The sequence below is a fragment of the uncultured Maricaulis sp. genome (assembly GCF_963976135.1).
Lineage (GTDB): Bacteria > Pseudomonadota > Alphaproteobacteria > Caulobacterales > Maricaulaceae > Maricaulis.
Genome location: NZ_CAXBKN010000119.1, coordinates 1 through 6,777, shown reverse-complemented (window position 1 = coordinate 6,777; position 6,777 = coordinate 1). Strand labels below are relative to the sequence as shown.

Annotated in this window: 7 protein-coding genes; 3 read left to right on the top strand and 4 right to left on the bottom strand. The window is 62.1% G+C overall.

From position 1 onward, the window contains the following. The 3 genes from AAC023_RS12950 to AAC023_RS12940 all read left to right on the top strand — a co-directional run. Window positions 1–366, top strand: a 366-nt coding sequence (locus tag AAC023_RS12950; protein ID WP_339741615.1) for an endonuclease/exonuclease/phosphatase family protein, incomplete at its 5' end; no start/stop codon positions are given. A gap of 142 nt (window positions 367–508) precedes the next feature. Then, entirely contained in the window at window positions 509–730 is a 222-nt protein-coding gene (locus AAC023_RS12945; RefSeq protein ID WP_339741614.1) for a type II toxin-antitoxin system RelE/ParE family toxin, read from the top strand. Between the two features lie 39 nt (window positions 731–769). Next, window positions 770–1,099: a HigA family addiction module antitoxin gene (locus AAC023_RS12940; RefSeq protein ID WP_339741613.1), complete on the top strand. Its 330-nt coding sequence runs from the start codon at window positions 770–772 to the stop codon at window positions 1,097–1,099. Window positions 1,100–1,105: 6 nt separating this feature from the next. On the opposite strand, the gene AAC023_RS12935 is transcribed toward AAC023_RS12940, so the two are convergent. The 4 genes from AAC023_RS12935 to AAC023_RS12920 all read right to left on the bottom strand — a co-directional run. Beyond that, complete coding sequence (locus AAC023_RS12935; RefSeq protein ID WP_339741612.1) at window positions 1,106–2,062, bottom strand: DUF3137 domain-containing protein; 957 nt, start codon at window positions 2,060–2,062, stop codon at window positions 1,106–1,108. Between the two features lie 17 nt (window positions 2,063–2,079). Continuing rightward, window positions 2,080–4,749: a valine--tRNA ligase gene (locus tag AAC023_RS12930; protein WP_339741611.1), complete on the bottom strand. Its 2,670-nt coding sequence runs from the start codon at window positions 4,747–4,749 to the stop codon at window positions 2,080–2,082. A 71-nt stretch (window positions 4,750–4,820) separates the two neighbouring features. Next, entirely contained in the window at window positions 4,821–5,423 is a 603-nt protein-coding gene (locus AAC023_RS12925) for a DUF2497 domain-containing protein (RefSeq protein ID WP_339741610.1), read from the bottom strand. 124 nt (window positions 5,424–5,547) lie between these two features. Then, on the bottom strand, window positions 5,548–6,777 hold a 1,230-nt coding region (locus tag AAC023_RS12920; protein ID WP_339741609.1), incomplete at its 5' end, for a TolC family outer membrane protein.

The following is a 6,777-nucleotide window of genomic DNA, read 5'->3' as shown; positions in this document are numbered from 1 at the left end:
AAGCTGGAAGAACCGCTCATCCTGGCCGGCGATTACAATGTCATCCCGCGCGACAGTGATTGTTGGGATCCGGAAGTCTGGGAGAAGGACGCCCTCGCCCTGCCGCAAAGCCGCGCCGCCTTCGACCGCCTCAAATGGCTCGGCCTGACCGAGGCCTTCGAACAACTCGATGGCCGCGCCCACCAATACACATTCTATGATTACCAGGCCGGCCGCTGGAATAAGGGCCAGGGCATCCGCATCGACCATTTGCTGTGCTCACCGCAGGCGGCGGACCATCTGGAAAGCATCGAGATCCACAAGGCCACCCGCGGCGAACCCAAGGCCTCGGATCATATTCCGATCCTAGGGATTTTTTCGCTGTAGCGGTGGGGGTTGCTGCAGCGCTCAAGCCCCCGGGCCAGCCGTTTACTTATTACGTACATTGTAATACCCTTTCGGCATGATAGTGTCCTGGAAAGACAAAGCCGCGCAGGCACTCGCGGAGGAGGGTCGCCCGCCGGGGAGTGTGGGATGGCAGAATGTCAGCCGGATTGTCGTCCGCAAACTGGCACAATTACACGCGGCGGAGTCGCTGCTCGATCTTCGTTCACCGCCGGGCAACCGGCTGGAAGCTCTCAAGGGCAATCGCGGTGGGCAGCACTCGATCCGGGTCAATGACCAGTGGCGTGTCTGCTTTCGCTGGACCGAAGACGGGCCGGCGGAAGTCGAGGTCGTTGATTACCACTAGGCCCGATTGAAACGGACACGACGAACGAGGAATGAAGTGATGAGCACAAAGATGGAAAATTTGATGGAGACCCCGATGTTCGGGCTGCGGGTCCATCCCGGGGAAATCCTGGTCGAGGAGTTCATGAAGCCGTATGGCCTGTCGGCCAGCCAGCTTGCCCTGGCCCTGAAGACCGCGCCGGCCAATGTCTCGCGGATTATCAATGGCAAGCAGGCCGTCTCTCCGGAGATGGCGTCTCGTCTGGCCTGCGCCTTCGGCACAACAGTCGGCTTCTGGATGAATTTGCAGAATAATTTCGACCTCGCCTCGATCGGCAAAGCACGTTGGGACGAGATCCGCAGCGAAGTGAGCGCCGTGCGCGCCGCCTGACGCGCCTCAGCCGCCCTCGCCCAGTTGTGGCGGTTTGACCAAGTCTTCGATGATACCGATCACACGCGTCAGATCATCGATGATGGTCTTGATGCGGGCCTCGTCGGCGAGTGGTTTGAACATCGAGCCGGCCTCGAACTGATTGCCTGTCTCGGCCGCGATCAGCAATTCGCCTTCGCCGCTATGCTCGTCAAAGGCGGCGCGGACATTCTTGCCCTTCAGCGCCTTTTCCAGCCGCACCAGGCGTTCCATGAAGGCCGGGTCGAGCATGTAGCGCGCCAGCACCTGGTCGGTGCCATAGACCTCGAAGGCCTTTTCAAATTCCGGATCGACCAGGGCGATGCGTTCGAGCTTTTTCGAGCCAAAGGAGCGGCCCAGGGCCGCCAGGCCGTTGAAAATGCCGGCATCGCGCGTGATCACGGTGACGCCCTCGACCTTGCGCGGGAAATTGACACGGATCAAAACGCCGCGGAAAACCGTGACGTAATGGCTGGTTTTACCGGTCTTGCGGTATTGTTCGAGATGAGCCTCATAGAGCTCGAAATCGCAGCCCAGCCGCTCACCCGAGAAATGATCCTCGAACTTGCAGCGGGTATAGCTGGGCAGCAGGCCATAGGCCCGGAAAGTCTCGAACCGTGCCGGCACCGGTGGTGTCAGGGCATAGTTGAGCTGGCAGACCTCGGCGATCTTGGTGTTGAGCTCGGTCTTGATCGATTTGCGCAGCCGCTCCATCCGCCGGCCGCCGATCAGCATGCCTCCAACCAGGCCGAAGAAGGTCCCGATCAGCGGGAACATGAATTCCGGTTCGCGGCTATAGATATAGCCGCCAATGGCCAGGCCAATCAGCGACATGCCGCCCGTCCAGGCGATAAAGCGCGACACGCTGGTCTTGCGTTCCGCTTCAAGCGACGCCAGCCACGGCTCCAGCGTCGCGCGCCAGAGGCCCTGAAATTCCTCGTTCATGCCCCCACTCCCCCTGCCTACATCGCGGCGAGCCGCTCCAGTGCCTCGACCATCTTGACGCGTTGCGTCGCATAGTCAGCCAGTTTCTCGCGCTGTTCGGCGACCAGGGCTTCGGGTGCATTGGCGATGAAACGTTCATTGCCGAGCTTGCCGTCCAGCCGCTTGATCTCGCCATCAAGCTTGGCGATTTCCTTGCCGATGCGGGCGCGCTCGGCATCGAAATCGATCACACCGGCGAGCAACAGGGCATAGGTTGCCTCGCCGACCACGGTCTGGGCCGAGGCCTGCGGGGCGCTGTCGGCCGGTGTCACACTGGCCAGCCGTGCCATGCGCTTGATCAGCGTGTCCTGACGCTCCAGTCGCGCACGCGTCTCGTCCGAAGCGCCGATCACGGCGACATCGAGCTGGGCGCCCGGCGGGATATTCATCTCGGCGCGCAGACGGCGCAGATCGGTGACCAGGCCGATCAGCCAGTCCATCTCGGCCTGGGCGTCGGGATCGGTCAGACCGTCGAGCTGCGGCCAGGCCGCGACGATCAATTGAGTGTCGCGATTACCGGTCTGGGCCCAGAGCTCTTCGGTGACGAAGGGCATGAAGGGGTGGAGCAGTTTGAGCGCCTGATCGAGCACGAAGGCGGTCGTCGCCCGCGTCTCGGCCTTGGCGGTCTCGTCATCGCCCATGAACAGGGGCTTGGCGAGTTCGAGATGCCAGTCGCAGAATACATTCCAGACGAAGCGGTAGGCCGCAGCGGCCGCCTCATTGAAGCGGAAATTATCGAGGCCGGCATTGACGGCCTTCACCGTCTGCTCGCATTCCGACAGGATCCAGCGATTGACGGTCTGCTGGACCGATTTCGGATCGAAGGCGGTGTCAGGCTTGCACTCATTCATTTCGCAGAAGCGGGCCGCATTCCACAGCTTGGTGGTGAAATTGCGATAGCCTTCAACGCGGTCCTTGGACATGCGGATATCGCGGCCCTGCCCGGCCTGGGCGGCCAGGGTGAAGCGCACGGCATCGGCGCCATACTCGTCGATCAGCTCGAGCGGATCGATGACATTGCCCTTGGATTTCGACATTTTCTGGCCGTGCTCATCGCGGACCAGGGCATGGATATAGATGTCCTTGAACGGCACCTCGCCCATGAAATGCAGGCCTTGCATCATCATGCGGGCAACCCAGAAGAAGATGATGTCGAAGGCCGTGATCAGCACCGAGGTCGGGTAGAAGCGCGCCACTTCAGCGGTCTTCTCCGGCCAGCCCAGGGTCGAGAACGGCCACAGGGCGGAGGAGAACCAGGTGTCGAGCACGTCCTCGTCCTGGGTCAGCGCGACACTACGGCCATGCCTGGCTTCGGCCTGCTCCAGCGCCGCCGCTTCGTTTTCCGCGACATAGACCTCACCGGCCTCGTCATACCAGGCCGGAATGCGATGGCCCCACCAGAGCTGGCGCGAGACGCACCAGGGCTGGATATTGCGCATCCATTCGAAATAGGTCTTTTCCCAATTCTTCGGATGGAAAGTGGTGCGGCCGTCCTCGACGGCGGTGATGGCGTCTTTCGCCAGCGTCGCGGCATCGACATACCACTGGTCGGTCAGCCAAGGCTCGATCACGACATTGGAGCGGTCGCCGAAGGGCTGCATCACCAGCTTGTCCTCGACTTCGCGCAGCAGGCCGAGCTCGTCCATGCGGGCGACCAGAAGCTTGCGCACTTCGAAACGGTCGAGACCGCGCCATTCGGCCGGGATGCGGTCGAGACCGCCTGTGCCGTCATCCTCGGTCAGGAAGCGGGCTTCGCGGTCGAGCAGATTGATCTTGGGCAGGTCATGGCGTTTGCCGACTTCGAAATCGTTGAAATCATGCGCCGGCGTGATCTTGACGCAGCCCGTGCCCTGCTCCGGATCGGCATGCTCATCGGCGACGATCGGAATTTCGACATTGGCAATCGGCAGACGGATCATCTTGCCGATCAAATGCTGGTAGCGCTCATCATCGGGATGCACGGCCACAGCGGCATCGCCGAGCACGGTTTCCGGGCGTGTGGTCGCGACGACCAACTCGCCGGAGCCATCGGCCAGCGGATAGGCGAAATGCCAGAAATGGCCCTGGACTTCGCGATTCTCGACTTCGAGATCGGAAATCGCGGTCTGGAAATGCGGATCCCAGTTCACCAGGCGCTTGTCGCGATAGATCAGGCCCTGCTCATGCAGTTCGACGAAGACTTTCTGCACCGCAGCGGACAGGCCGTCATCGAGGGTGAAGCGCTCGCGGCTCCAGTCACAGGAGGCACCGAGACGGCGCAATTGCCCCATGATCTCGCCGCCGCTCTCCTCTTTCCAGGCCCAGACGCGCTCGATGAAGGCGTCGCGGCCAAGATCGCGGCGCGAGATATTGCCCTCGGCGGCCAGCTGGCGCTCGACCACCATTTGCGTCGCGATACCGGCATGGTCGGTGCCCGGCTGCCACAACACGCTGTCGCCGAGCATGCGCTTATAGCGGATCAGCACGTCCTGCAGCGTATTATTGAGCGCATGGCCGATATGCAGACGGCCCGTCACATTCGGTGGCGGAATGACAATGCAGAAGGGATCCGCCTCGGGATCCTCCTTCGGCTTGAAGGCACCGGATGATTCCCAGCCCTGGTAGAGGCGGGTTTCGGCTTCGCGGGGGTCGAATGTCTTTTCCATCATGGGGCGCATGAATAAAGGGCACCGACTATTCAGTCGATGCCCTTTAATGAATTCTGCCCTGCCCCGTGCAGTTAGCGGCGGCGGCGCGCGACCCGGTCGATCTCGGCCTGGACCTTTTCATCGACGATGCCCGGCAGATTGGTGTCGAGCCATTCCTTCAGCATCGGGCGCAGAAGCGCGCGGACCACGCCTTCCAGCGTGCGGCCTTCCTCATCGGAAATGCGGATCGTATCAGCCAGGGAATGGAATGAGCCCATCGCTGCGGATGCGGCCGGCTCGCTCATCAGCGCGTCTTCAATCTCGGTCTCGACCGAATCGAAATCCATCACCGGCTCTGGTTCAGGCTCGGGTTCCGGTTCTGGCGCGATTTCCTCGGCGACAATCTCGAAATCATCATCGCGATCGACAATCATCAGATCATCATCGCCGACAATCGGGTCCGTACCACCCTCGGGTTCTTCGATCCGGTCGGTCAGCTCGAGCACATCGCCGGCATCATCATCGCCGGCATCGCCGAAAATATCATCGATCGCGCCCTGGTCATTGCCGGCAGGCTCCGGCGCCGCAGCGGCGGGCGCAGGCTCCGGCGCCGCAGCGGCCGGTTCGGCCTCCGCTTCGTCCGGGGCATCGTCTTCATTGATGATCCGTCGAATTGAGGAGAGAATCTCCTCCATTGATGGTTCGTTGTCGGCGGCTTGCTCTGCCATGGTCGCGCACGTCCCTAACCGGTCGTTTCTCGTATCAGGCGAATAAACCGGGCGCAGCCCTGCCTGTCCAGCCCAAGAATCTTTATTCAGGCTAATTCCAGGGTGTTAAATCAAAGTTAGGGAAAACTGAACGATCCGGCGTGCCGGCCACGTCATAGATCTCGACGCCCAGACCCATGCGCTCGGCCGACAGCAGGCCCATGGCCTGCAACAGGCGATAACCGGCGACATAGGAATCACGTTCCGCGGTCACCAGCGTCAGACGCGAAGCCAGCAATTCCTGTTCCGCATCAAGCACATCGAGCGTTGTCCGCAGACCGACATAGGCTTCCTGCTCGACGCCGTCGAGGGCGATCTCATTGGCCCGGACTGCCTGCCGGCTCGACTCGATAACGGCTTGCGAGGTGATGTAGCCATTCCACGTATTGGTGACACCTTCGGTGACCTGGCGCCGTGCCAGAAGGGTCTGCTGGCGTGTCTGCTCTTCCTGGGCGATGGCGGCGCGCACCCGCGAGCGATTCAACCCACCGGTGAAAAGTGGCACCGAAACCTGGCCGACAATCTGAGTCGAATCACGCTCGTCGCCGGCATAGGAGGCGTCGCGCGAACCGGAAGCCGAAGCCGAGAGCGAGACCTGCGGCCGCAACGAACTGCGGGCCATGCGGATCGAATGACTCGCCGCATCCTCGGCATATTGGGCGGCCGCCAGTTGCGGGCTGTAGCGATAGGCCATTTCAGCCGCATCGGCGAGCGCCTCCGGCAATTCAGGCAGGGCCGGCGGATCCTGCAAGGTCGCCGGTGGCTGGCCGGTGACCCGTTCATAGGCGGCGCGGCTGGTGGCCAGCTGCGCCTGCGCCGCCGACAATTCGGCCTGGGCGCCCGACAGGCGCGCCTCGGCCTGGGCCACATCGGTGCGCGTGATTTCGCCAACTTCAAAGCGGTCACGCGCGGCCTGGAGGTGCTGCGCCAGCACGTCGGCATTATTGCGGCGGATATTCACCACTTCAGCGTCGCGGCGGACATCCATGAAGGCGGTGATGGCATCGACGAGCACAGTCTGTTCGACCGAGCGCAGGGATTCGCGGCCGGCATAGATCAGCGCCGTCGCCTGGTCCACCGCACCACCATTATAGCCGCCGCGATAAATCGACTGGCTGGCGGTGACCGAGTAATTCTTCGGCGTTGAATCGGACACGCTCCCGGACGAGACCGGCGAACCGCCGATATAGAACGTGCTCTGTGATTCGCTATGCTGGGAGCTGACCGAGGCAGAGGCCGAGACTTGCGGCAGATATCCGGCCCGGGCCTGGATGCGGCCCTC

Coding starts and splice junctions, on each gene's coding strand:
- AAC023_RS12930 (WP_339741611.1), bottom strand. CDS start 4,749: ATGATGGAAAAGACATTCGACCCCCGCGAAGCCGAAACCCGCCTCTAC.
- AAC023_RS12940 (WP_339741613.1), top strand. CDS start 770: ATGAGCACAAAGATGGAAAATTTGATGGAGACCCCGATGTTCGGGCTG.
- AAC023_RS12925 (WP_339741610.1), bottom strand. CDS start 5,423: ATGGAGGAGATTCTCTCCTCAATTCGACGGATCATCAATGAAGACGAT.
- AAC023_RS12935 (WP_339741612.1), bottom strand. CDS start 2,062: ATGAACGAGGAATTTCAGGGCCTCTGGCGCGCGACGCTGGAGCCGTGG.